The sequence below is a fragment of the Frigoribacterium sp. MCBA15_019 genome, assembly GCF_001864945.1.
Classification (GTDB): Bacteria; Actinomycetota; Actinomycetes; order Actinomycetales; family Microbacteriaceae; genus Frigoribacterium.
This window is the reverse complement of the sequence record NZ_MJGS01000012.1, coordinates 461581-484717: the sequence shown is the minus strand read 5'-3', so window position 1 is coordinate 484717 and position 23137 is coordinate 461581. Positions and strand designations below refer to the sequence as shown.

The following is a 23137-nucleotide window of genomic DNA, read 5'->3' as shown; positions in this document are numbered from 1 at the left end:
CGCCTCCTCGGCTCCCCTTCGTCGTCGAGACGGTCGGCCCCCGTCTGCGACGGGCGGGGGCCGACCTCTGTCGGGACGCGCTTGTCCCGGCCGATGTTCCCCCCTCGTTCACCTTCCGTTCACCGGGGCAGGCGACCGTGGTTAACCCGTCGCCGTAGCGTCTCGCACGGGTCGGCACCTGGCCCACAGCACCCAGCCATCACATCCCGAAAAGGACCCCCTGTGAACTTCAAGCGCACCGGCAGCATCGTCGCGATCGCCGCGGTCGGAACCATGCTCCTCGCGTCCTGCGCCAGCAACGAAGGCGGCGCCTCGCCCTCGGGCGACGCATCGGCCAGCGACCTCTCCGGCTCCATCTCGGGCATCGGCGCCTCGTCGCAGCAGGCTGCGCAAGAAGCCTGGGTCGCGGGCTTCCAGACCGCCAACCCCGACGTCACCATCAACTACGACCCGCAGGGTTCGGGTGGCGGCCGCGAGAGCTTCATCTCGGGCGCCGCGGACTTCGCCGGTTCCGACCGCGCGTTCAAGACCGACGAGATCTCGTCGAGCACCTTCGCCGGCTGCACGCCCGACACCGGCATCGTCGAGCTGCCCGCCTACGTCTCGCCCATCGCGGTCGTCTTCAACCTCGACGGCGTCGACGAGCTCAACCTGACGCCCGCCACCATCGCCGGCATCTTCAGCGGCAAGATCACCACCTGGGACGCCGCCGAGATCAAGGCCGACAACCCCGACGCCGACCTGCCCAGCACGGGCATCACCGCCGTCCACCGCTCGGACGACTCGGGCACCACCGAGAACTTCACCGACTACCTCCACGCCACGGCGGCCGACACCTGGACCGAAGAGGCCGACGGCACCTGGCCGACCGCGTTCGGCGGCGAGGGTGCCTCGGGCACCACCGGCGTGATCGACGCCGTCACCAACGGCACCGGCACCATCGGCTACGCCGACGCCTCGCGCGCCGGTGACCTCGGTGTCGCCAAGGTCAAGGTCGGCGACGACTTCGTCGGCTACTCGGCCGAGGCCGCTGCCGCCATCGTCGACGAGTCGCCCGAAGAAGAGGGTCGCACCGACGGTGACATCGCCATCGAGCTCGACCGCACCTCGACCGCCGCGGGCGTCTACCCGATCGTCCTGGTCAGCTACCTGATCGCGTGCGAGTCGTACGAGGACGCCGCCAAGGGCGAGCTCGTGAAGGCGTACCTCTCGTACGTCACCAGCGAAGACGGCCAGAAGGTCGCGGCCGACGCCGCCGGCTCGGCCCCGATCTCGAGCACGCTCTCGGGTCAGGTCGCCGACGCCATCGCACTGATCAAGTAACACGGCACCACCCCGGGGGCCCGGGAACGCACCGCGTGCGTTCCCGGGCCATCGGCCTGACAGGCACCACGCACCACCCCCAGCACCACGCACCACCCCCCGAACCCCACCCGAGCCTCCGGAGGACCCCGTCCGATGACCGCCCCCGCCACGACCTCGGCCCCCGCCGTCGTCCCGAAGCCCAAGCGACGTCCTGCCGACCGGATCTTCTCGGGCAGCACGGTCGTCGCCGGTGGTCTCATCCTCGCGATCCTCGCGGCCGTCGCGCTCTTCCTCATCGTGCAGAGCATCCCGGCCCTCACCGCGGCTCCCGAGGACGTCTCGCTCTCGGGCTACCCCGGATCGTTCTGGCAGTACGTCGGACCGCTGGCGTTCGGCACGGTCTACGCCGCCGCCCTCGCCCTCCTGATGGCCCTCCCCGTCGCCATCGGCATCGCGCTCTTCATCTCGCACTACGCGCCCCGCAAGCTCGCCCAGGGACTCGGCTACGTGATCGACCTCCTGGCCGCCGTGCCGTCGGTCGTCTTCGGCCTCTGGGGCAGCATCGTGCTCGCCCCCGCGATCCAGCCCTTCTACGACTGGCTGGTCAGCACGTTCGGCTGGTTCCCGCTCTTCGCCGGCCCCGTCTCGGGCACGGGTCGCACCCTCCTGACCGCCTCGATCGTGCTCGCCGTGATGATCCTGCCGATCATCACGGCCCTGAGCCGCGAGGTCTTCCTCCAGACGCCGGTGCTGCACGAAGAGGCCGCCCTGGCCCTCGGCGCCACCCGCTGGGAGATGATCCAGATCGCCGTTCTGCCGTTCGGCCGCCCCGGTGTCATCTCGTCCGCGATGCTGGGCCTCGGTCGCGCTCTCGGCGAGACCATGGCGGTGGCCCTCGTGCTCTCGCCGGCGCTCGTCATCAACCCCGCGATCCTGACCTCGACGAACTCCTCGACGATCGCGGCGAACATCGCCCTGCGGTTCCCCGAGGCGCACGACATCGGCATCAACACCCTGATCGCGACCGGCCTCGTGCTGTTCGTCATCACCCTGATCGTCAACTCGATCGCCCGCTACGTCATCAACCGCCGCAAGGCCTTCTCGGGAGCGAACTGATGGCCACCACCACCGCCGGCGTGCGCCGGTCCAGCCCCTCGGTCAACGCCCTCACGACGGGCCGTCTGCCCAAGGCCGCCCCGTTGGTCATCCTGCTCGGCAGCTGGGTCGTCATGGGAGTCGTCTTCGCGCTGCTGAACGCGGCCGGCGTCACCGAGTCCTTCAACTGGGTCGGGGCGATCATCCTCGGCACCGTGCTCTACGCCGTGCTCGTCTTCGTCGTCGCGATGCAGATCGAGGGCATCCGCCGCGCGAAGGACCGCGTCGTCACGACCGCCGTCAGTGCCGCGTTCATCATCGCGCTGGTCCCGCTGGTCTCCCTGCTCTTCACGGTCGTGACGTCGGGCTCCAACCGGTTCGACGCCGACTTCTTCGCGATGTCGATGCGCAACGTCGTCGGAGCCGGCGGCGGTGGCCTGCACGCCATCACCGGGACCCTGCTGATCACGGCCCTGGCCGCGGTCATCTCGGTGCCGATCGGCCTGCTGACCGCCATCTACCTCGTCGAGTACGGCCAGGGTCGTCTGGCCCGCGCGATCACGTTCTTCGTCGACGTCATGACGGGCATCCCGTCGATCGTCGCCGGCCTGTTCGCCTACGCCCTCTTCGTGATCTTCTTCGGCGAAGGCGTGCGCATGGGCGCCGCAGGCTCCGTGGCACTCGCCGTCCTGATGATCCCGGTCGTCGTACGCAGCACGGAAGAGATGCTGAAGCTCGTGCCGAACGAGTTGCGCGAGGCCGCCTACGCCCTCGGCGTGCCGAAGTGGCTGACCATCGTCAAGGTGGTCATCCCCACCTCGGTCGCGGGCATCACGACCGGCGTCATGCTGGCCATCGCGCGCATCATCGGTGAGACCGCTCCGCTGCTGATCACGGCCGGCTTCACCGCCAGCATGAACTACAACCTCTTCGACGGTCGCATGCAGTCGCTGCCGGTGTTCGCCTACAGCTCGTACGTGAGCCAGGGCACCGACGCGGCGGCCTTCATCGACCGGGCCTGGACCTCCGCCCTCACCCTGATCCTGATGGTCATGGCGCTGAACCTGCTGGCCCGCCTGATCGCCCGCGTGTTCGCCCCCAAGCTCGGCCGCTGACCCGGCCGCCCCGACCCGTACTCGACCCCGGCCCCCGTCCGGCTCCCACCCCGAAGGAATCACCGTGTCCAAGCGCATCGAGGTCAACGACCTCAACGTCTACTACGGCAAGTTCAAGGCCGTCGAAGACGTCAACATCACCATCGAGCCCCGCACGGTCACCGCGTTCATCGGCCCGTCGGGCTGTGGCAAGTCGACCTTCCTCCGCACGCTCAACCGCATGCACGAGGTCATCCCCGGCGCCTACGTCGAGGGCGAGGTGCTGATCGACGGCAACGACCTGTACAGCCCCGGCGTCGACCCCGTGCTCGTCCGCCGTCAGGTCGGCATGGTGTTCCAGCGCCCCAACCCGTTCCCGACGATGAGCATCCGCGACAACGTGCTCGCGGGCGTCAAGCTCAACAACCGCCGCATGTCCAAGAGCGACCAGGACGGCCTCGTCGAGTCGTCGCTGCAGGGCGCGAACCTCTGGAACGAGGTCAAGGACCGCCTCGACAAGCCCGGCTCGGGCCTCTCGGGCGGTCAGCAGCAGCGGCTCTGCATCGCACGGGCCATCGCGGTCTCCCCCGACGTCGTGCTGATGGACGAGCCCTGCTCGGCCCTCGACCCGATCTCGACGCTCGCCATCGAGGACCTCATCGAGGAGCTCAAGCAGCAGTACACGATCGTCATCGTGACCCACAACATGCAGCAGGCCAGCCGCGTCAGCGACAAGACGGCGTTCTTCAACATCGCCGGCACCGGCAAGCCCGGCAAGCTGATCGAGTACGACGACACCGCCAAGATGTTCTCGAACCCGAGCGTGCAGGCCACGGAAGACTACGTGTCGGGTCGCTTCGGCTGATCCGGCACCGCGCCTCCTCGGGGTGAGGCGCACCCGCACGTCGCGCGCAGGCGGGGCGGGCACGAGAAGAGGCGGTCCACCGGGTGGTGGACCGCCTCTCGCGTGTGGTGGCAGGTCAGGCGGGTCGGGTCAGGCGTGCCGGGTCAGGCGCTGGGGATCGCGACGACCGGGTCGCTGGTCGGCGACGACGATCCACCCGCGGGCTCGACCGTGATGCCGACCGTGTCGCCTGCGTTCATCTCGCCCTTGAGCACGTGCGTGGCCGGGGCGTTCGACGAGGCGTCGAAGGTGCCCGCGGGCACGGCGCCGTCGTCGTTGATGTACCAGAGCTCGTAGGTCTGGTCGCCGGGCAGCGAGGTCATCCCGTCGACGACGACGGCCGAGCGACCGAGTTCGTTCGACCAGATGAGCGTCGCCTTGCCACCGGTGCTGACGTCGGCCACCGAGCGCTGGAAGTCGCTCGCGGCGTAGATCTCGTCGATGCCGGAGGCCTGCTGCTCTTGCTGCTGGCCGGACTGACCGAGGCCCTCGACGAGGGCTCCACCGCCGAAGAAGAGCGCGGCAGCCGCGGCGGCCGCACCGAGGACGGCGACGGGACGCGTGAACCAGCGACGGTGCGCGGCCCCGGTCGGTGTGAGCACGCGGGCACCCTCGGACTCGCTGGGCTCCATCTCGGGGGCGGGAGTGCGCTCGACGCGACGTTCGTGGTCGTCGTCACCCGCGCCTCCTGCGGTCGTCGCGATGTCGTGGTCTGCCGTCGTGGCCGTCGCCGTGAGCGGCGCCCGCTGCGGCGTCGACGCGATGAGGTCGAGCACGCTGGCGCGGAGCTCGGCCGACGGGGTGACGGGCCGGGCCGCGTGGGCGAGCAACAATGCGGTCTCTCTCAATTCGGCCACCTCCGTCCTGGTGTCGTCGTGCTGGTCTGATGTGTCGTCGAGGAGGGCCTCGAACGCGTGTCGTTCGTCGTCGCTCAATGCGTTGAGCACGTAGGCACCGGACAGGTTGTCGGTGTCGACGTTCGTGGTGCCCGCGTCGTCCGCGTGGCGGTTTCGCGTGGGCTCGTCGTGGTCGGTCACGAAGCCACCCCCATCTCGTCGCGCAGACGGATCATGCCGTCGCGCAGTCTGGTCTTGACCGTGCCGATCGGCACGTCCAACAGTTTCGCGACCTCGCTGTGGCTGAGGCCGCCGTAGTAGGCGAGCTTCACCGCCTGCCGTTGCAGTTCGGTGAGGCGTCCGAGGGCCCGTTCGACACGCTCGTGCTCGATGCGGATCTCGACGGACTCGGTGACCGAGTCGTAGTCGGTCTCGAGGTCGCGCACGCCGATCTTCAGGTCGCGGTCACGACCGGCCTGGGAGGCGCGGATGCGGTCGACGGCCCGGCGGTGCGCCATCGTGAGCATCCAGCTGGCGGCGCTGCCCCGGGTGGAGTCGAAGCGCGTGGCGTTCTGCCAGATCTCGAGGAAGACCTCTTGGGTCACCTCTTCGGACTGGGCATGGTCTTTGAGGAGCCGCTTCACCAGGCCGAGCACGCGGGGCGCCGTCTGGTCGTACAGCGCGGCGAAGGCGGTCTGATCGCCCTGTGCGACTCGCGGCAACAACTCGTCGGGAGTCGACGGGGTGGGCCCGGTCTCGGGCGTCTCTGTCTCTCGGGTCACGAGTTCGAGCATGTCAGGGTTCACCTCCGGTCGCACTGTTCGTCGGTTCGTGGCTCGCGATCCGGGGCGGATCGTGATGTGGGGCGGGTGGTGCTTCGTGGTGCTTGGTGGTGCGGTGTTCGTGGTGCTTCGTGGTGCGGTGTCCGTGGTGCGGGCGGGACCCCCTGCGATGCGGCCGTCTGGGATGGCGTTCAGGCCCGGTGCATCGCAGGGAGACCAGCCCGCCGACGCCCGAAGCTTAGGGAGGACGGGTGTCGGCGGGGGATCGTGGATCCCTCACGTGAATGGTTCGGCACCGGGGGCCGGGCGGATTGGGCGAACATTCGTGTGGGGTCGTGTCGCCCGGTCGGTGTGCTGGGCCGAACCCGACCGGCGGCGGACGGGAGTGCGTGCCGAACCCGACATCCGGACCCGGACTCGCCGCTCGCTTTCCCTTTGTAGTCGTCGGACGCTGCCGAGTTGTCGCGATTTGCACACGTGGGCGAGGGCGCTGTGCGGGGACCCGGACGGGACGAGGAGGCGCGGGTCGCGCCACGAGGAGGGCGACGGTCGGTCGTCACGCCGGGTCTCGACCGAGAGCTCGTCTCGGGAGGAAGAGGTGCCGGACCGCAGAAACGCCTCTCGGCGCGAGGCCGCTCGAAGCGGCTAAATTTGGAGCCCGGGGTTACTGCGGCCCGACCAGAGAGACTTTACCCGCCCCGGGCCGAGCGGTCCGACGAGTTCGCGTCGTGCGAACGCCGCACGGGTCCGCGCGTGTCGAGCCCGCCCGATCGCATGCAGCCCGGCTCCGGATCAGGCCACGCGCGGGGCGTCGCTCAGTCGAGACTGTCGTCGCGCCACAGGTGGGCGCAGGCGACGAGGTCGACGCCGAGCTCGCTGAAGCGCAGGGCGCGGCGCGTGAGTTCACCGGCGCGGTCGGACCCGACGGCGTCCTGGTCGTCGGCGACCGAGGTGGCTCCGGCGGCGGCGAGGCGGCAGAACGCGGCACCTCGCTCGAGCGCGATGGCGAAGTCCCCGACGAAGACACCGCGGAGGATCAGGTCGGCGAGCTCGAGGATCTCTTCCGGGCTGGCCGGCGCCGGGGCCCCGGCGACGACCGGGTCGATCGTGGTGGCGACCTCGACCCCACGCTCGAAGAGCTGGGTGACCTCGACCGGGTTCTGCCGGATGACGGCCCGCACGAGGTAGATGCGCCACAGGGCGCCGGGCAGGCTGTGCGGGCTGGCCCGTGCCCACAACTCGGCGACCGCGTCGATGCCGTGCTGGTCGGTGAAGGTGACGAGCCGGTCGAGGATCTCGGGGCTCGGGTCGTGCTTGACGCGGGCGACGAGGGCCGAGGCCGACTCGTGGGCGACGCGGTTCATCGTCGCGGGGTCGTCTCCGCCCTGGAAGGCTTCGAACTCGGACCCCGAGAACTGGGTCGGGCGGTGGAAAGGTCTCGGCACCGGACCCACGATAGGCGCGACCACCGACACCGAGCCGAGCGTTCGCCCACGGCACCACCGCCGGCACCCGGCGACACCGGCTCCCCCGAGGAGGCGCGGGGCGGCCTGGCGACCGGGAGGCGCGGCATCCCGTAAACTGGACACGCACGGGCCTCTAGCTCAGTTGGTAGAGCATCGGACTTTTAATCCGCGGGTCGTGGGTTCGAGCCCCACGGGGCCCACCTGTATCCGTCGCAGTCCCTGCGATGTTCGACGTCGTCCGGCTTTCGAGCCCGCGTTCCCGCGACTCCAGAGGCCGCTCTCCGCCACCCGGGAAGGCGGGGCCGACGTCGCACCCGAATGCGGCGGCCCCACCACGAGAGACTGAACCCGAATCCTGTCCCCCGATTTCAGGTGGGTCCCACCCACCTGGTACGCGCAGAACATACGCCCTCAAGACGTCAGGTGTCGGCTTTTCTGTCGAGGACGAGAGAAAGCGCCCCTCCGGTTCGGGCCGGGAGGGGCGCTCTGCCTCCCCGCGACAGGTGTCGGGCAAGCCGTCTGGGTCGCTACGGGGTACGTCAGGGTCAGGGGGGCCCTGGGGAGACAGCAGTGAACGGTACGCGGACGCACGCCGACCGGTCCCAGCTTCGCGCAATCCGGACAATGCGCTCGCCGGTCCACCACGGAAAGGGCCGCTAGACGCCGGTCGCCCGGTACCGCACACCCCAGCTGCCCGTCCAGGTCTCGCCCGGGTCGAGCCAGCGCAGACCCTCCCCCGAGGCCAGCGCGTTGGCCGGTGCCGTCATCGGCTCGGCGGCGACGGCCAGCCCCTTCACGCCATCACGGGGGAAGTTGCGGGGCGTGAACACCTGCACGTACTCGAACGAGGCGTCCTGCCAGAGCTCGGTCGCCGAACCGTCGGGGGCCGTGAACGTCGTCGTGCGCACGCCGTCGGCGTCGGGCTCGACGTCGCGGTAGCCCGTGTCGAGGTCGAGGTCGCCCAGGCGCGGCCCCTGCGACAGGTCGAACTCGGTACCCGCCACGGGTGACGTGCCGACCGGGATGCTCGCCTCGTCCGTCTCGTACCGCGTCGCCGCCGCCAGCGTGACGGTCAGCGCCGCCGGGTCGTGGTCGCCCACCCGGAAGAACGGGTGCGACCCGACGGCGAACGGGGCCCGGTCGGAGCCGACGTTCGTGATCGTGTGCGTGACGACCATGCCGTCCGCGACGAGCTCGTGCCGCACGGTCGTGTCGAGCTGGAAGGGATAGCCGTGCTGCGGGAACACCGTCGCCCCGAGCGTCACGGCGTGGGGCTCGCGCTCGACCACCCGGTAGGCCGTGTACCGCAGCAGCCCGTGGCTGGCGTTGCCCTTGGCCGGCTCGGTGAGGTCGAGCTGCTGCTCGCGCCCGTCGAGCGACCACCGGCCGCCGGCGACGCGGTTCGGCCAGGGCACGAGCGTGATGCCGCAGGCCGAGGGCGGCGCCTCGTCGGCGCCGAACGTCTCGGTCAGGGCGACGCCGTCGACGGCCAGCGCGCGGATGCCCGCCGCCACCTGCGTGACGACACCCGTGACGTGGTGCCCGTCGTGCTCGAGGGTGAGGTCGTACTGCTCTCCGGTCGGGTTGCTCGTCGTCATCGTTCCAGTCTCGCTCTCGGCTGTCGGTGGCGTCCGGGATCTCGTGCGGCCCCGTGGTGAGGACCCCTGGGCTCAGGGACGCGAGGGGGCCGGGTCGCGAGGAGGCGCGTCGACCTCGCCCGCGCCTCCTGCGGTCACGACGGCGAGGCCGGCTCGACGCAGCTCGGCGACGGCACCGTCGTCGGCACCCGCCGTGACGAGCCCCTCGAAGGTCTCGAGCGGCCCGATGACGCCCAGGTGGGCCTCACCGAGCTTGCTGCCGTCGGCCACGATGTAGGACCGGCGGGCCGTCTGGGTCATGAGGCGTTTGAGGTCGGTCTCGGGCAGGTTGACGTTCGTCACGCCGTGGGTCGCGTGGACGCCGGTGCAGCCGATGAACGCCAGGTCGGCCGTCACGCTCGCGAACACGCTCGTCGCCAGTGGATTGACCAGCGAGTGCTGCAGCGGTCGCAAGGTGCCGCCCGACACGATCACGGTGAACCGTGGCACCGCCTGCTCGAGCGCCAGCGCGATGGTGAGGCCGTTCGTCACGACCACGACCCCCTCGAGGTCGTGCCGTTCGAGCAGGGCCAACGCGATCTGCGTGGTGGTCGTGCCGACGTCGAGCACGACGCAGTCGCCCGAGCGCACGAGCGACGCGGCCTCGACCCCGATCGCCCTCTTTGCCTCGGTCGAGACCGAGCTCTCTTCTTCGAACGGTCGCTCGGCGGGCCGGTCGACGGACAGCGCCCCGCCGTGCACTCGCGAGAGCAGACCGTCGGCCGCGAGGCTCTCGAGGTCGGTGCGGATCGTCACCTCGGACAGCCGGAACTCGCGCGCCAGCTCGGCCGTGCGGACGAACCCGCGACGCCCGACGAGGTCGGCGATGCGGTCGCGACGCCGCTCGCCCGGCAGCGGCGCGGACTGCGGCACCGGGGGCGGGGTCGAGTTGCCGTTCACCCGGCTAGTTTCGTATGCTTTCACGTACTTTCGCAACTGCAAATCGTGGTCGCGAGTGCCCCGAACAGAAGGAGGCGCGATGTCGTCCATCACGAAACGTGCGACGGTCCTGTCCGACGGTCGCGAACTCATCTACTTCGACGACGCCGACACCACGCTCACGGCCGAGCGACGCGTCGACGCCCGTACGCTCGACCCGCGTCCCGGCACGGCGACCATGCGACAGGACGTCCTCACCGGCGAGTGGGTCTCGATCGCCGCGTCGCGGCAGAACCGCGTGTTCCTGCCCCCGGCCGAGCTCGACCCGCTGGCGCCGGCCAGCGAGACGAACCCGTCCGAGATCCCCGACGTCTACGACGTCGCCGTCTTCGAGAACCGTTCGCCGTCGTTCGGGCCGCTGCTCGAGAGCGACGACGCTCCCGAGGGTCTCGACGACCTGACCCGCATCGGCCTCGAACGCACCCTCCGCAGCGTCGGCCGGTGCGAGGTCGTCTGCTTCAGCCCCGAGACCCACGGGTCGTTCGCCGACCTGAGCGAGTCGCGCGCCCGCACGGTGGTCGAGGCCTGGGCCGACCGCACGGCCGCCCTGTCGGCCCTGCCCGGCATCCAGCAGGTGTTCCCGTTCGAGAACCGCGGCCAGGCCATCGGCGTCACCCTGCACCACCCGCACGGCCAGATCTACGCCTACCCCTACGTCACACCGCGCACGACCCGACTGCTCGACAGCATCGAGACGTACGGCCCGACCCTGTTCGCCGACCTGCTCGACCGCGAACGCTCCGGCCCGCGCGTCGTCCTCGCGGGCGAGCACTTCACGGCCTTCGTGCCGTTCGCCGCGCGCTGGCCTATCGAGATCCACCTGCTGCCGCACCGCCACGCCCCCGACTTCGCGGCGCTGACCGACGACGAACGCGACGAGCTCGCGGTCATGTACCGGCGCCTCCTGCGCGGTGTCGACGGCCTGTACGACGACCCGACGCCCTACATCGCCGCCTGGCACCAGGCCCCCGTCGGCGTCGGCCGCGACACCGTCCGCCTGATGCTGCAGATCACCTCGCCTCGTCGGGCCGAGAGCAAGTTGAAGTTCCTGGCAGGCTCCGAGGCGGCGATGGGAGCCTGGGTGGGCGACCTCGTCCCCGAGGTGCAGGCCGACCGAATCCGAGAGGCGATCGAGCGCTCATGACCGACACCACCACTCCCCAGGGCTTCCGCGAGGTCTTCGACACCGAGGTCGCCGGACGCTGGTCCGCCCCTGGCCGCGTGAACCTCATCGGCGAGCACACCGACTACAACGACGGCTTCGTGCTGCCTTTCGCCATCGACCGTCGCACCACCGTCACGGTCGGCCGCCGTGACGACCGCCTGCTGCGCGTGGCCTCGTCGTTCGAGGGCGGCGTGCACGAGGTGTCGCTCGACGACCTCGACCCGGCCTCGATGTCGGGCTGGTCGGCCTACGCCCTCGGCATCGCCTGGGCGTTGTCGGTCGCGCCCGACCGGGCCGACTCCCCCGCGTTCGCCGCGGCCGGGGGCGACCTCTCGACCATCGACCTGTCGGGCGTCCCGGGCCTCGACCTGTTCGTCGAGTCCGAGGTGCCCGTCGGTGCCGGACTCTCGTCGTCCGCCGCACTCGAGTGCTCGGTGGCCGTGGCCTTCGCCGAGCTCTGGTCGCTCGACGTCAACCGCTCGGCCCTGGCCGCGGTCGGACAACTCGCCGAGAACGAGGTCGTCGGCGCCCCGACGGGCATCATGGACCAGTCCGCGTCACTGCTCGGCAAGGCCGACTCAGGGGTGTTCCTCGACTGCCGCAGCCTCGACGCCGACGTCGTCGACCTCGGCTTCGCCGCCGCCGGCCTCGAGGTGCTCGTCGTCGACACCCACGTCGAACACGCGCACGCCACCGGCGGCTACGTCGAGCGCCGCACGTCGTGCGAGAAGGGCGCCGCCACCCTCGGCGTCGACTCCCTGCGCGACCTCGACGCCGACGACCTCGGTCGGGCCGAAGAGCTGCTCGACGACGAGACCTTCCGTCGCGTCCGCCACGTCGTCACCGAGAACCAGCGCGTGCTCGATACCGTCCGCACGTTGCGCACCGACGGCCCGCGCTCGATCGGCCACCTGCTCGACGCCTCGCACGTCTCGATGCGCGACGACTTCGAGATCTCGGTGCCCGAGCTCGACCTGGCCGTCGCCACCGCCCAGGCCACCGGTGCCGTCGGCGCCCGCATGACGGGTGGCGGTTTCGGCGGGTCGGCCATCGCGCTCGTCCCCACCGAAGCCCGTGCCGACGTCGAGGCCGCGATCGTCGCCGCCTTCGCCGAGGCCGGCTACACGGCTCCGACCGTGTTCACCGTGCACGCCGCCGAGGGCGCCCGCCGCGACGCCTGACGCGACGCTGCCCCCGAGACGGGCACCGCACCACGAGACGGCCACCGCACCACGAGATGGGCACAGCACCACGGGAAAACTTGGCGCTGTGCCCATCTTCTGGCGTGGTGGGGCAGCGGCGGCGTTCCCCGCCACGAGGTAAACACCCCGCCACGACATCAAGTGGCGGCATGTTCAGTTCGTGGCGGGATGAGGGCACGGCCTCGACGCAGCACTACGCGGACTCCAACCGCACCACGGGATGAACACCGCACCACGCGACGAGCCCAGCACCACGAGACGGCCACAACACCATGCGATGGGCACAGCAACAGGGGAAAACCTGGCGCTGTGCCCATCTTCTGGCGTGGTGGGGCAGCGGCGGCGTTCCCCGCCACGAGGTAAACACCCCGCCACGACATCAGGTGGCGGCGTGTTTAGTTCGTGGCGGGATGAGGGCACGACCTCGACGCAGCACTACGCGGACTGCAACCGCACCACGGGATGAACACCGCACCACGAGATGGGCACAGCACCAGGGGAAAACCTGGTGCTGTGCCCATCTTCAGGCGTGGTGGGTGAAGCGGGGGCGTCAGGGGCGCTCGGCGGCCTCGACCACGTTCTTCAGCAGCATTGCCCGGGTCATCGGTCCGACCCCACCCGGCACGGGCGACTGGAAGCCCGCCACCGCGGCGACCGCGGGGTCGACGTCTCCGCGGAGCTTGTACTTGCCGGTCTCTTCGTTCAGCACACGGGTGATGCCGACGTCGATCACGGCGGCCCCGGGCTTCACCCAGTCCGGCTTGACGAGCCCGGCGACACCCGCGGCGGCCACGACGATGTCGGCCCGGCGCACCTCGGCGGCCACGTCGACCGTCCGCGAGTGCGTCAGCGTCGCCGTCGCCTCGAGGCGGGTCAGCAAAAGTCCGAGCGGGCGCCCGACGGTCAGCCCTTGCCCGATGATCGTGACGTGCGTCCCGGCGATCGGGATGTCGTAGGCGCTCAACATCTCGACGATTCCGCGCGGCGTGCACGGCAGGGGCGTGTCGATCGAGCCCTTGCCACCCGGCACCGCCAGCACGAGCTCGCCGAGGTTGACCGGGTGCAGACCGTCGGCGTCCTTGGCCGGGTCCATCAACTCGAGCATCGCCGTGGGATCGATCCCGGCGGGCAGCGGCAGCTGGATGATGAACGCGGTGACCGCGGGGTCGGCGTTCATCGTCTCGACGGCCTGACGGATCTCGGCCTCCGTCGCCGTGTCGGGCAGGTCGATGCGGATCGACTCGATGCCGACCTCGGCGCAGTCACGGTGCTTGCCCGCGACGTAGGACAACGAGCCGGGGTTCGCCCCGACCAGGATCGTGCCGAGCCCCGGCGCGATGCCGCGGGCCTTCAGGGCGTCCACCCGGAGGCGCAGGTCGTCCTTGACGGCGGCCGCCAGAGCCGTGCCGTCGATCTTCACCGCGGACGAGTCGTCGCCGGCGACGAAACGGGTGCGCTCGACGCCCACCGCACCCCGTGACGAGGCCTCGACCCCGACGCCCGCCTCGACCTCGACGCCCATCGGAGTCCCGGCCGTGACGTCAGCGCTCACGCGTAGAGCGGGAACGCGTCGGTCAGCGCCTTGACACGGGCCGCGAGGGCCTCGATGTCGGGCGACGGCATCAGCGTGAGCGCGATGATGTCGGCGACCTCGGCGAACTCGTCGTCCGAGAAGCCGCGGGTGGCGAGCGCCGACGTGCCGATGCGCACGCCCGAGGTGACCATCGGCGGGCGAGGGTCCCACGGCACCGAGTTGCGGTTCACCGTGATGCCGACGTCGTGCAGCAGGTTCTCGGCCTGCTTGCCGTCGACCTCGCTGGCGCGCAGGTCGACGAGCACCAGGTGCACGTCCGTGCCACCGGTGAGCACGTCGACCCCGGCGGCCTTGGCGTCGGCGGCCGTCAGACGGGCGGCCAGAGCCTGGGCGCCGCGGATGGTGCGCTCTTGACGGTCCTTGAACTCGGGCTCGGCGGCGAGCTTGAACGCCGTCGCCTTGGCCGCGATGACGTGCATCAGCGGGCCGCCCTGCTGACCGGGGAACACGGCCGAGTTGAGCTTCTTGAACAGCGGCTCGTGGTTCGAGAGGATCACGCCCGAGCGAGGACCCGCGAGGGTCTTGTGCACCGTCGACGAGACGACGTGCGCGTGCGGCAGGGGCGACGGGTGCAGTCCCGCGGCGACGAGGCCGGCGAAGTGCGCCATGTCGACCCAGAGGTAGGCGCCCACCTCGTCGGCGATGGCGCGGAAGGCCGCGAAGTCGAGCTGACGGGGGTAGGCCGACCAGCCGGCGATGATGACCTTGGGCTGGTGCTCGATCGCCTGGCGACGGACCACGTCCATGTCGATCAGGTAGGTCTCGGGGTCGACCTCGTAGGCCACGGCCTTGTACATCTTGCCCGAGAAGTTGAGCTTCATGCCGTGGGTCAGGTGACCGCCGTGCGACAGCTCGAGGCCGAGGATCGTGTCGCCGATGTCGGCGATCGCGGCGAGCACGGCGGCGTTCGCCTGGGCGCCCGAGTGGGGCTGCACGTTGGCGAAGTCGGCGCCGAACAGCGACTTGGCGCGCTCGATGGCGAGGTTCTCGGCGACGTCGACGAACTCGCAGCCGCCGTAGTAGCGGCGACCCGGGTAGCCCTCGGCGTATTTGTTGGTCAGCACCGAGCCCTGCGACTCGAGGACGGCTCGCGGCACGAAGTTCTCGGACGCGATCATCTCGAGGTAGTCGCGCTGGCGCCCGAGCTCTTGCTCGAGGACGGCGGCGATCTCGGGGTCGACGACCGAGAGCGGCTGGTTGAAGGTCGACGGCTGGCGGTCGGTCGACTCGGCGGACGAAGCGGCGGTCTGGTCGGAGATGGTCACGGAGGACTCCTTGGCACACGGGACGGACGGGGGTCGGATGTCGTGGCCCAGGCGTACGGCCACGCTCGTGTGTCAGTCGCTCCCCGATGGTGACCATCTGAACGCCAGTCGCGACCCGCCCAGCATAACAAGACGACCTCCGAGCGGGAACCCGCTCGGCGACCGTGTGACACCCTGGACGGGTGAGCCTCACCCTCGACGACACCCGCACGGGAACGGAGGCCGACCCGCGCCTCCTGACCTCGCCCGACACCCCCTGGGTGACGCTCGTCTGGGACGACCCGGTCAACCTGATGACCTACGTCACCCACGTCTTCGAGACCTACTTCGGCTTCGGCCGGGCCGAGGCGAAGCGCCTGATGATGCGCGTGCACACCGAGGGCCGTGCGGTCGTCGCCACGGGCAACCGCGAAGAGATGGAACGCCACGTCGAGGCGATGCACGACTACGGCCTCTGGGCGACCCTGAGCAAAGAGGACGAGGCGTGACGCTCGTGCCGTTCGTCCGCCCGCGGGGCGGCGACGAGATCCGCGTGCGGCTCGACGCCGACGAGCGGGCGCTGCTCACCGACCTGGTCGGCCAACTGGTGTCGCTGCTCGAGAACGGTGACGAGCGCGATCCGGCCCTGGCGCGCCTCCTGCCGGCGGCGTACCGCGACGACGCCGAGGCGGCCGCCGAGTTCCGACGGTTCACGGCCGACGACCTGACACGGCGCAAGCTCGAGAACGGCCGCGCGGTGCTGGCGGTGCTCGGCGAACCGGGCTCGACGCTCGACCGTGTCGCGCAACAGTCGTGGCTGCGCACCCTGAACGATCTGCGCCTGACCCTCGGCGAGCGCCTCGGGGTCACGGGTGACGGCGTCCCCGCGAGCGACGACCAGCAGGTGCAGGCGATGGGCCACGTCTTCGACTGGCTGGGCTACCTGCAGGAGGCGCTGCTGCGGTCCCTGCCCAAGGGCTGACCCGGCGCCCTGCCGTCGGACGCGCGACGCGACACCGCGAGTCGCGAGGGGCTAGCGGTTCTCCTTCGGGAACACGACCCAGAGCACGAGGTACACGAGCACCTGCGGCCCGGGCAGGATGATCGACAGCACGAAGATCAGCCGCACCAGGAAGGCGCTGATGCCGAAGCGGTTCGCGAGGGCGGCGCAGACTCCGGCGATGATCTTGCCGCGGCGGGGACGAGTGAGGGAGGCCATGCCCCCGAGCATGCCAGCCACGCCTGCCCGACGCCCGGGAGCCGCGGCCGGACGGCTCGCGGCCGCCGCCCTAGGATGATGCCGGGGGCAGACAGGTCGGCCCCGTCGTCGTGTCGAGACAAGGGGAAGCAGTGGCGCAGTCGCGGTCCGGTGACGCCCTCGGCGCGTCGTACCGTCTGGTCGAGCTGATCGGGTCGGGCGCCGCCGGCGAGGTCTGGCGCGCGACGGTCGCCCCCGACGACGACGAGGTCGCCGCCAAGCTGCTCAAGCCCGAGCACGCGGCCGATCCCGGCCTGGTCGAACGCTTCGTGCGGGAACGCTCCGTGCTCGTCTCGCTGCGCCATCCCGGCATCGTGCGCGTCCGCGACCTCGTGGTCGAAGGCGAGCGCCTGGCCATCGTCATGGACCTCGTGCCCGGCGGCTCGGTCGGCGACGTGGTCGCGGCCGACGGCCCCCTCGCCGCCGCCGACGCCCTCACCGTCGCCGCCGAGGTGCTCGACGCCCTCGCCGCGGCCCACGCCCTCGACGTCTCGCACCGCGACGTCAAGCCCGACAACGTGCTGCTCGCCGAGACCTGGCGCCCCGGGCTGACCGGTGCGGTGCGCGTGACCGACTTCGGCATCGCCTCGGTGGTCGGCGAGCGCGACCGCCAGACGACGGGGCTGCTCGGCACCCCGCAGTACATGGCCCCCGAGCTGATCAGCACCGGTCGATCCGGGCCCGCGGGCGACGTGTACGCGACCGGGGTGATGCTCTACGAGCTGCTCGCCGGCCGCACGCCCTTCGCCGGCCCCGGCACCGACTTCTCGATCGCCTACCGGCACGTGACCTCGAGCCCGCCCCGCATCGACGTGCCCGACGACGTCTGGGCCGCGGTCGAGGCGATGCTCGCGAAGGACCCGTCCGCCCGACCGGCCGCCCCGGTCGCCGCCGCGCGCCTCCGTCGGCTGACGAAGGCCCATGCGGGTCTGGCCGCCCTCCCCCGGGCGACCGCCCCGGACGGCTTCGACGAGATCGAGCGACCGGCCACGATCGTGCGTGGTGCCGCGGCCGGCTCCGTCGCCGGAACCGGCCCGGACTCCCCCGACGGAGGCGCGGGTCGAGACGACCACGCACCCCGCGACGGCGAAGCCGCGGACCAGGAGGCGCGCCCCGACCTGGGCACGGACGGCTCGGCGACCGTCGTGCGGCCCCTCCGCCGCCCGGTCGTCGCCCCCGCTCCGGTCACGGAGGCTCCCCCGACGACCCGGGTCGAGGCCCTGCTGCGGCACCGCCCGGAGTGGCTGACCAACCGCGTCGCGGCGTGGGGTGCCGGTGGCATCGTGGTGGCCGCCGCCCTCGTCGTCGCGCTCGTCGTGCTGGTGCCCGGCTCGTCGGCCCCGAAGCCGGACGGTGGGCCCGGCGCCGAGGCGGCCCGGTCGAACCAACAGGACCCCGCCCTGCCGAGCGGTCTCGGGGTCAGCCGGACGGCGACCTCCGATCCCGACGCCGGGACGGTGACGCTCACCGTGACCTACTCGGCGCAGGCCGCGCCGCTGAGCGGACCGCTGCTCGAGGTCGTGCCGGGGGCGACCGAGGGCGACAGCTGTCCGCCGGTCGACTGGCGCGCGCCCTCGGGCACGGTGTCGGGCGCGCGCAACCAACCGTCGCTGACGGGGTTGACGGTGGCCTGCGGCTGGACGTTGTCCGACGTCGAGGTGCCCGCGGGCGGTCGGGTCGAGGTCGAGGCGACGGTGCCGCTCGAGCTCACCGACGCCGCCGCGCTCGACGAGTGGCTGCAGACGGCCTCGACGGCCACGGCCGACGCCGTCTCCGACCCGGCCGTGACCGGGACGGCCTACCCGGTGCAGCGCCTGGTCGACGTGCAGGTGTCGACCCCGTCGCGCACGGTCAGCCAGACGACGTTGCCCGTCACCCTGCTGCCGGTGTGGCCGAGCGGCCCCGACCAGCTCAACCCGCTCTACGCGAGCCCGAGCACGGGGTCGCCGTCCACGATGCTGACCGACGTGGCCGGCGGCGAGAGCGGCGTCCGGTTCTCGGACGGCTGCTCGGGAGCCCTGGCCGTCTCGTCCGACGGCCTGGTCGTCACCGCGTTGTCGGTCGCCCCGCAATGCGTGCTGCGCGCGACGGTCGGCAACTTCACGAACCTCGAGAGCCCGACGTTCGGCATCACGACCCGCGAGTGATCCGCGGGGCCCACCCGACGAACGACGGCGCGGCGAACCTCCGAGCCACGGGCGCCGGCGCCCGTCAGACGCTGGGGCTGATGGTCTGCACGAGCCGCACCGCGCCTCCGACGCAGGCGTAGCCGCGTCCCGTCGTGAGGGCGACGGGCGCGCGCCGCGGCAGCGTCACGCCGAGCAGCTCGCCGTCGTAGTCGACGTCGGGCTGCAGCAGCACACCGCAGCGAGCCTTGCGGACGGTCTTCGTCCAGTGGCTGTAGAGGGTGCGCAGGTCGGCCGAGCGCCCGGCGGCGATCACCGTGAGCTTCGACCGGTTCGACGACAGCAGCGACGCGATCGCCTGATCGGTGTCGTCGAAGCGCTCGGCGTCGTCGATCAACAGCACGACGGGGCCGCGTTCGAGGCGCAGCGAGGCGAGGAGGGCCGGCACCTCGTCGGCTCCGACGGCGACCCGATCGAGGTCTGCCGAGGCCAGCGGCGAGCGTCGGTCGACGATGGCCCAGAGTGCGGGCCGGCCACCCGGCGAACCTGCGGCCGAGCCCCCCGGCAGCGACCGGATCGACTCGGCGAGGGCGCACAACACGGTCGACTTGCCCGACCGCGCGGGCCCGGCGACGAGGACGTGCTCGCCCTCGTAGACCTCGAGCGTCGCGGGCGTGAGGTCGTCCTCGCCGAGGCCGATCGGCAGCAGCCACGGCTCGCCCGAGAAGTCGGGGGCGACGTCGAGCTCGTCGACGCGCACGTCGTCGGGCAGCTGTCCGATGGCGTTGGCCTTCTGCGGCGTGCCGGCCCAGCGCTCGCGCACCCGGGCCACGGCCTGCTCGAGCGTGCCCGGGGGCGTCGCCACGTGCATCTGCAGACCGGTCAGCGCGCTCACGCAGCGCCCCGGCACGGCCGCGGGGACGCTGCCGCCGCGGATGCCGTACGTCGCGTAGTCGTACTGGTCGGCCAGGCGGAACAGCCACTTCTGCGTGGTCACCTCGTCCATGGCCGACGGCACGGCCTTGGCGCGCGTCGTCGAGACCGCGAACGAGAGCCCCAGCCCCGGACCGTCCGCGTAGACGCGGTACAGCACGTCGAGCAGCTGCTGGCCCTCGTAGTCCTGGTACTCGTCGCGCAGGGCGGCGAGGCCGTCGAGCAGGACGATCGCGCGCCTCCTCGTCCCCGGTGCGGCACGGCGCAGCTCGAGCTCGGTGCGCAGGTGCCGGAGGAACCGCGCCTGCTGCTCCTTCGCACCGGCACCCGTGCCGACGTAGGCGACGGTGTGCGGCAGGTCGGCCAGCGGGGCGAGCCCGCGCGAGCCGAGGTCGAGCACGTAGAGGTCGAGCTCGTCGGGCGGGCTCTCGAGCGCCGTGGTCAGGGCGAGCGTGGCGAGCGTGGTCGTGGTGCCGCTGCCGGCGATGCCCATCAGCATGAGGTTGCCCTCGTCGAGGCGCCAACCGGCCGGACTCTGGCGTTGCAGATCGGGCTCGTCGACGAGGGCCGCGGCGACCAGGGGGCCGCGGACTCCCCCGACGACGGGGACCGGGGCCGGGGCCAGGACCGGCGCCGAGGCCGGGGCCGTCTCCGACACGGGCTCGTCGGATGCGCCCGCGCCGTCCTGCGCCGTCTCGAAGCCGGCCAGCGCGACTCGCTCGCCCAGCGCCTCCGGCCAGACCTTGCGCGGCGGCGCGAAGCCCGCCTCGGCGTCGGCCTTCACGATCGCGTCGATCAGGAGGTCGAGGTCGTTCGCGTCGGACGCCCGGGCCTTCGGAGGCGCGGGCGGCCGGTCGGGGACGCCGAACGTCCCGATCGGACGCACCTCGACCGGCTCGGCCGCGACCGTCTGGGCGCGACCGGTGACGAGGGCGGTCTGCACCGGCGTGATGTCGTCCTGGCCGAGCTTCACGTAGGCGCGGCCGGTCTGGGCCCGGCCGATGCCCGCGGCCGCGGGGACGCCGATCACGTTGCTCGAGTCCTCGCGGCTCTGCACCCGCAGCGCCACGCGGAGGTTCGTGTTGGCCAGGATGTCGTCGTTGACCACGCCGGCGGGCCGCTGCGTGGCGAGGATCATGTGCACGCCGAGCGTGCGCCCGACGGCCGCGACGCTGACCAACGAGGTCAGCACGTCGGGGAAGTCCTTGGCGAGCATCGCGAACTCGTCGACCACCAGCAGGAGGCGCGGCATCGGTTCCGCAGGACGCGTCGCCAGGTACGCGTCCAGGTTGTCGACGTCGTCGCCCGCCTGGGCGAAGACGCGCTGGCGGCGCTCCATCTCGGCCTCGAGCGAACGCAGGGCGCGGTCGGCGAGCTGCTCGTCGAGGTTGCTGATCGTGCCGATGGTGTGCGGCAGGCGTTCGCAGGCCTTGAACGCGGCCCCGCCCTTGAAGTCGATCAGGACGAAGTTGAGGCGGGTCGGGTCGTTGCGCGCCGCGAGGCCGGCGACGAGCGACCGGAGGAACTCGCTCTTGCCCGAACCGGTCGTACCGCCGACGAGGCCGTGCGGGCCGTCCTTCACGAGGTCGAGGGTGAGCACGCCGGTCTCGGCCGAGCCGATCGGCGTCGAGACGCCGGACGGCTCGGACCAGAGCGTGCGGATGGTCGCGGCGTCGGCCGCCTCGGTGCCGAGCAGCTCGGGCAGGCGCACGAGGGAGGGCAGCGAGGCACCGGGCACGATCAGCTCGGGGTCGTCGAGGTGGGCCAGGTGGCGAGCGCAGTCCTCGGCGTCGGCGAGGGCGACGCCGGCCAGGACGACGTCGTCCACGCGCGAGCGGTCCTCGGGGCGGTGGACCGTCGCGGCGGCGTCCTCGCCGACGACGATGACCGAGGTGCAGGCGGCCGGCAGCTGCTCCTCGGTGGTGGCGATCACGATCCCGCTGACCCGGTGGGGGCGCTCGTGCGGACGCAGCGTGAGGCCGGGCACCGAGCGGCCGTGGCCGAGCAGCGACCGGGCGGGGGCGTCGCGCCCCTCGGTCAGCACCTCGCTGTCGAGGACGACGAGCAGGGCCGGGGTCGGCAGCTCGTCGACCGACTCGCGCAGGCCGCGGAGGATCGACGCGCTCGCCTCGCGCTGGTTCGACATCCACCGTTCGCCCGTGCTGCTGCCGGCGCGGCGGGTGTGCGGCAGCCAGGACGCCCACTCCCAGTCGGCCTCACGACCGCGGTCGCAGAACACGCCGACGGTGAGGTCGGCGGGGCCGCCGTGCACGGTCGCCTGGGCGAGCAGGCTGCGCGCCAGGGCGAGGGCGCCTGCGCGGTCGCCGACGATGCCGACCACGCCCGCGTCGGTCAGGTCCACGACGACCGGGGCGGCCGGCAGACGGCCCGCGGCCAGCGCCTCCTTGACGGCCTCGTCCTGCCTAGAGACGCCGCGGTCGTCGACCTGCGGGCGCCAGGGCACGTCGCCGATGCCGGCGTGCAGGGCGAGGAAGTCGTCGTCGGCCGCCCGCCGCTGCCAGAGCTGCGTCGTGGGCAGGGCGGCGCGACGCAAGACGGTCGCGGGGTCGGGCGCGAGCTCCTGTCGACGCCGCACCTCGTGGGCGGCGGCCGTCGCGATCTCGCCGCGGAAGTCGTCGACGGCCGCGTCGAAGCGCTCCTCTTCTTCCTTGAGGTTCTTCTTGCGGCGCTGCTTCTGCTCGAACCACATGCCGATCGCCATGACCGGGCTGAGCAACGCGAAGAGCGCGAACCGGGCGTCGCCGAGCAGCAGGACCATCGCCCCGGCCAGCACCAGCGGTGCGGCGACCGTGATGATGCTGAACTTCGAGGCGGGCGGGACGTCCTTGCGCGTCGGCGGGAGCACCGGCTCGGTGTCGTCCACGCGACCGGGGCGGGGCGGACGGTTGAACGGTGCGGTCGCGGCGGGGGTCAGGTTGCGCAGGGCGCCGGGTGCCGGGGCGGGCGTCTCGGCGAGCTCGGGCCGCACGATCAGCACGGCACCGCCGACGAGGACGGTGGTGGCCTCGTCGACGTGCACGCCGTCGGCGTCGACGCGTTCGCCGGCGACCACGGTGCCGTTGGTCGAGCCCGCGTCGCGGATGCGGACGCCGTCGGTCGCGGCACGGTCGCCCGCCCCGGCGTCGTCGCCCGCGTCGGGGTCGCCCTGGTCGAGCTCGATCGTGCAGTGCTCCCACGACGCGCTGGCGGTGGGCAGTACGAGGTCGGCCTGGGGCGCGCGGCCGACGACGAGCGGCCGACCCCGGGGCACCTCGACGACCGGGCCGACGGTCAGGCCTCCGGCGAGGGTGACGCTCCAGCCGGTGACTCGGGCCGGCCGACGGCTGGGCGTGCGGGCGACGCGGGACCCTTCGAGCAGAGTGAGCTCGCGCAGCGGCGTCGCCACCGGGACGGCCGAGCCGTCGACGTAGAGGTCACCGTCGGCGGCGACCGTGGCCCCGGTCGACTCGACCAGCTCGGCCAGGGTGGCGGCACCGCGCCACCGGTCGACCTCGACGCTCTGCCGCTGGTCGTCCAGCTCGATCACCAGGCGCATG

The 23137-nt window shown here is 71.9% G+C and carries 18 protein-coding genes, 1 tRNA gene and 1 riboswitch; of the genes, 10 read left to right on the top strand and 9 right to left on the bottom strand.

Annotated elements, in window-relative coordinates; genetic code table 11:
* Positions 1-222 precede the first annotated feature (222 nt).
* The 4 genes from BIV04_RS11460 (at position 223) to pstB (ending at position 4359) form a co-directional block, all read left to right on the top strand.
* Entirely contained in the window at positions 223-1323 is a 1101-nt protein-coding gene (locus tag BIV04_RS11460) for a phosphate ABC transporter substrate-binding protein PstS (protein ID WP_369825316.1), read from the top strand.
* Between the two features lie 135 nt (positions 1324-1458).
* On the top strand, positions 1459-2421 hold the full coding sequence (pstC, locus tag BIV04_RS11455; protein ID WP_043597255.1) for a phosphate ABC transporter permease subunit PstC: 963 nt from the start codon (positions 1459-1461) through the stop codon (positions 2419-2421).
* The gene (gene pstA, locus BIV04_RS11450) at positions 2421-3515 is read left to right on the top strand and encodes a phosphate ABC transporter permease PstA (RefSeq protein WP_054146879.1); all 1095 of its coding nucleotides are present in this window, start codon (positions 2421-2423) and stop codon (positions 3513-3515) included. The genes pstC and pstA overlap by 1 nt, the downstream gene beginning before the upstream one ends.
* 64 nt (positions 3516-3579) lie before the next feature.
* Positions 3580-4359, top strand: coding sequence for a phosphate ABC transporter ATP-binding protein PstB (gene pstB, locus BIV04_RS11445; protein WP_054146880.1), 780 nt, complete (start codon positions 3580-3582; stop codon positions 4357-4359).
* 143 nt (positions 4360-4502) lie between these two features.
* Here pstB and BIV04_RS11440 read toward each other — a convergent pair whose 3' ends face one another.
* The 3 genes from BIV04_RS11440 to BIV04_RS11430 form a co-directional block, all read right to left on the bottom strand.
* Positions 4503-5435, bottom strand: a complete 933-nt coding sequence (locus BIV04_RS11440; RefSeq protein WP_083396383.1) for an anti-sigma factor domain-containing protein — start codon at positions 5433-5435, stop codon at positions 4503-4505.
* Complete coding sequence (locus BIV04_RS11435) at positions 5432-6028, bottom strand: sigma-70 family RNA polymerase sigma factor (RefSeq protein WP_071256389.1); 597 nt, start codon at positions 6026-6028, stop codon at positions 5432-5434. Before BIV04_RS11435 ends, BIV04_RS11440 begins: the two co-directional genes overlap by 4 nt.
* 803 nt (positions 6029-6831) lie before the next feature.
* Positions 6832-7461, bottom strand: a complete 630-nt coding sequence (locus BIV04_RS11430) for a hypothetical protein (protein ID WP_055977451.1) — start codon at positions 7459-7461, stop codon at positions 6832-6834.
* Positions 7462-7609: 148 nt separating this feature from the next.
* Here BIV04_RS11430 and BIV04_RS11425 point away from each other — a divergent pair.
* Positions 7610-7682, top strand: a tRNA-Lys gene (locus BIV04_RS11425).
* A 456-nt stretch (positions 7683-8138) separates the two neighbouring features.
* On the opposite strand, the gene BIV04_RS11420 is transcribed toward BIV04_RS11425, so the two are convergent.
* The gene (locus BIV04_RS11420; protein WP_071256387.1) at positions 8139-9080 is read right to left on the bottom strand and encodes an aldose 1-epimerase family protein; all 942 of its coding nucleotides are present in this window, start codon (positions 9078-9080) and stop codon (positions 8139-8141) included.
* A gap of 72 nt (positions 9081-9152) precedes the next feature.
* On the bottom strand, positions 9153-10019 hold the full coding sequence (locus BIV04_RS11415) for a DeoR/GlpR family DNA-binding transcription regulator (protein ID WP_255364267.1): 867 nt from the start codon (positions 10017-10019) through the stop codon (positions 9153-9155).
* 79 nt (positions 10020-10098) lie between these two features.
* On the opposite strand from BIV04_RS11415, the gene galT reads away from it, so the two are divergent.
* Both galT and galK read left to right on the top strand, forming a co-directional pair.
* Positions 10099-11202 (top strand): galactose-1-phosphate uridylyltransferase, encoded by a 1104-nt coding sequence (gene galT / locus BIV04_RS11410; protein WP_071256385.1) that lies wholly within the window; start codon positions 10099-10101, stop codon positions 11200-11202.
* Positions 11199-12404, top strand: a complete 1206-nt coding sequence (gene galK / locus BIV04_RS11405; protein ID WP_071256384.1) for a galactokinase — start codon at positions 11199-11201, stop codon at positions 12402-12404. Before galT ends, galK begins: the two co-directional genes overlap by 4 nt.
* Before the next feature lie 571 nt (positions 12405-12975).
* Here the strand turns inward: galK and BIV04_RS11400 are convergent.
* The gene (locus BIV04_RS11400; protein ID WP_255364266.1) at positions 12976-13977 is read right to left on the bottom strand and encodes a bifunctional methylenetetrahydrofolate dehydrogenase/methenyltetrahydrofolate cyclohydrolase; all 1002 of its coding nucleotides are present in this window, start codon (positions 13975-13977) and stop codon (positions 12976-12978) included.
* Positions 13974-15278: a serine hydroxymethyltransferase gene (glyA, locus tag BIV04_RS11395; RefSeq protein WP_071256565.1), complete on the bottom strand. Its 1305-nt coding sequence runs from the start codon at positions 15276-15278 to the stop codon at positions 13974-13976. Before glyA ends, BIV04_RS11400 begins: the two co-directional genes overlap by 4 nt.
* A gap of 44 nt (positions 15279-15322) precedes the next feature.
* Positions 15323-15406, bottom strand: a riboswitch (ZMP/ZTP riboswitch).
* A gap of 60 nt (positions 15407-15466) precedes the next feature.
* On the opposite strand from glyA, the gene clpS reads away from it, so the two are divergent.
* Both clpS and BIV04_RS11385 read left to right on the top strand, forming a co-directional pair.
* Positions 15467-15772, top strand: coding sequence for an ATP-dependent Clp protease adapter ClpS (gene clpS, locus BIV04_RS11390; RefSeq protein WP_083396380.1), 306 nt, complete (start codon positions 15467-15469; stop codon positions 15770-15772).
* Positions 15769-16245: a DUF2017 domain-containing protein gene (locus tag BIV04_RS11385; RefSeq protein ID WP_218141849.1), complete on the top strand. Its 477-nt coding sequence runs from the start codon at positions 15769-15771 to the stop codon at positions 16243-16245. Before clpS ends, BIV04_RS11385 begins: the two co-directional genes overlap by 4 nt.
* Positions 16246-16296: 51 nt before the next feature.
* Here BIV04_RS11385 and BIV04_RS11380 read toward each other — a convergent pair whose 3' ends face one another.
* Entirely contained in the window at positions 16297-16482 is a 186-nt protein-coding gene (locus BIV04_RS11380) for a PspC domain-containing protein (RefSeq protein WP_054147120.1), read from the bottom strand.
* Positions 16483-16613: 131 nt separating this feature from the next.
* Here BIV04_RS11380 and BIV04_RS11375 point away from each other — a divergent pair, with 131 nt between their 5' ends.
* Positions 16614-18668, top strand: a complete 2055-nt coding sequence (locus tag BIV04_RS11375; protein ID WP_071256382.1) for a serine/threonine-protein kinase — start codon at positions 16614-16616, stop codon at positions 18666-18668.
* Between the two features lie 64 nt (positions 18669-18732).
* Here the strand turns inward: BIV04_RS11375 and BIV04_RS11370 are convergent, their stop codons facing one another.
* Positions 18733-23136: an FtsK/SpoIIIE domain-containing protein gene (locus BIV04_RS11370; RefSeq protein ID WP_071256381.1), complete on the bottom strand. Its 4404-nt coding sequence runs from the start codon at positions 23134-23136 to the stop codon at positions 18733-18735.
* Between the last annotated feature and the right edge of the window lies 1 nt (position 23137).